Source organism: [Mycoplasma] falconis, from assembly GCF_006385795.1.
GTDB lineage: Bacteria > Bacillota_I > Bacilli_A > Mycoplasmatales > Metamycoplasmataceae > Metamycoplasma > Metamycoplasma falconis.
In genome coordinates this window covers 1-2314 of sequence record NZ_VFSS01000017.1, presented here as the reverse complement: position 1 = coordinate 2314, position 2314 = coordinate 1, and the positions used below count along the sequence as shown (strand labels likewise).

Sequence of the window (2314 nt, the reverse complement as noted above, 5' to 3'; positions counted from 1 at the left end):
AAATTCCCGCGCTTTTTTCAAATTTCCCGCCGGCGCGCTTTTCGAATTTCCCGCGCTTGTAAGTCCCGCCCTTGGAGCGGCGCCATCCGCGATCAGGTGACATAGTAGCTTTTGGGCCCCTCTCCAACTCCGCCCCCCGGACACTCCACCCACGGTCTGATTGGGCGCACCCATGGGTGGGGCGGCTTCTGATTGGTTGAGTGCCCTATAAGAGTAGCTGCACTTCCTGGTTCTCCTCACTTGCGACCTGACCGTCGAGTGGTGAGTACCATGGCTGGTGTGGTGGTGGCCACTGGTGAGATGTGGCGGGGGGTGATTAGGCTGAAGGCCGACGGCATCTGTCTGTCTCGAATGGGCCGTGTGATGATGAATGATGTGCATGTGTGTACGGACGGACTGGACTGGCCCCAATTGACGGGCCAGGTCTATCAGTATGTGCAAGCGGGCATGTTGATCTGGAATTTGTGGGAAGAACAACTCGCTGGCCTGTTTTACGGCTGTCCGCCGCCCATGCATTTCATGCAATTGGAGCCGGGAGTGGGTGGCCCCCACCTCCACATTGTGCTGGACGCGCCCTACATGGGGGCGCGCGGCTGGACGGCAACTCTTAAGAAGTTGACCGCGAAGCTCCACAGCATGTTTGCGGAATGCGGGGCAGGCGAGGAGACCAAGTACTATTACAGCGTGCCGCGTGACCGGCACGGGAAAGTACTTAGGTGTGACGAGGAGTTCATCCGCACTTATTTGTTGAAAAAGGTCCCGCTAGACGGTGTGTGGTGGGCTTGGACGACTATTGACAAATTTAAACCCATAGTTCTCAGCGAGACCCGGCGCCGCTCTCTGGCAGCCGCTGAGCGGTTGAACGACGGTGGGACAGACCAGGCGCTAGTCCCGGTCCAACCTCCGCCGGCCAAGCGGACGCGGGCTTCTGACGAATTTGTGACTTTATGCAACTGGCTTGCCCAGGAAGGCATTCTGACCGAACAAAAGTGGAGAGCGACTGACCTTAACGGGTATGTACGCCAGTATGCCTCTATGCACGGCCGTCAGCAGGTAGCGGCCGCGCTGATGATGGCCCGTAACATAATCCTCGATACCATGTCGAACAGCCATTTTCTCACCAGAGGCCCACCAGCCGTGGTAGCCACCCCGGCGTGGGAGGAAAATCGGGTCGTACAGTTGTTGAGACTTCAACACTATGACCCACGGGTGGTTGGACAGTATGTCCTGGCTTGGGCGGATGGGATGACGGGCAAAAGGAATACATTGTGGTTTTATGGTCCCCCCAGTACTGGTAAGACTAACTTGGCCAATGCGATCTGTCAGTGTGTGCCGGTGTATGGTATGGTAAATTGGACAAATGAAAATTTTCCCTTTAATGATGCGGCTGATAAGTGTCTAATCTTGTGGGATGAGGGGCGAATCAGCTGTAAAATCGTGGAGGCCTGTAAGGCCATCTTGGGGGGCATGCCCGTCCGGGTCGATCAGAAATGCAAAGGCAGTACAGCTTTGCGACCTACGCCCGTGCTCGTCACCAGTAATGGAGACATGACCATTGTCCGTGATGGTAACACCAGTACACTGATACATCGGCCAGCTCTGAAAGATCGCATGGTGAGGTTAGACTTTAATGTCAAACTACCCGCGGAATACGGGTTGCTCACCGCCAGTGACGTGCGGGCCTGGTTGGCAGGTTGTCGCGACCACCCCCCATTGGTCGATGCCATCAATATGGGGTTTACTTTTCCTGTGGGGACTGATGTTCCTAAGGAGGCCGGTAGTGACGGGGACGCCAGTTCTCTCGGGGGTCGCGTCGACCGTAGCCCCATCCACTTCCAGCGATGCCCCGACACTCCCAGTGACGGCATCTGGCCCGAGGACGACGAATCAGACTCAGAGACCGAACTGTCCGCCGGAGAATTGGAAGATATTTTGCCCCTCGTCAACGCCTGGGAACACTCGTGTACCCCCACCTATCGGCTGGAACGCCCCATTTGTGGTGTCGACTACGTGTGGTCGACCTTTCTCAACGGGGCTGTGTGTTCGGCGGAACACGCTACCGAGTCAAAGCCGCCAGCCTGCTTTGACTGCTTTCGGGTCCACTCGATTCTCGGGTGCTGGGCGGTCCGAGACCGCGAGAACGGGCCCGAAACCGGAGACCTGAGGAGGTGCACCCGCCATCGGTACACCAAAGATCCACTAGATGTCCTCCCGTGTCACCGGTGTACCGCGCTAAGTGGCTTGGAAAATTTTGTGTCCAGCGAGTCCCCTCCAAAAGTGTTTGGGGCGCCGACCGAAGTCGTCGCTTTTGGGG

Annotated in this window: 1 protein-coding gene; it reads left to right on the top strand. The window is 57.2% G+C overall.

All coding sequences use genetic code 4. The features are described 5' to 3' along the window. Positions 1-270: 270 nt before the first annotated feature. The coding region (locus FJO69_RS07700) for an initiator NS1 family protein (RefSeq protein ID WP_140781568.1) at positions 271-2314 on the top strand (2044 nt) is incomplete at its 3' end.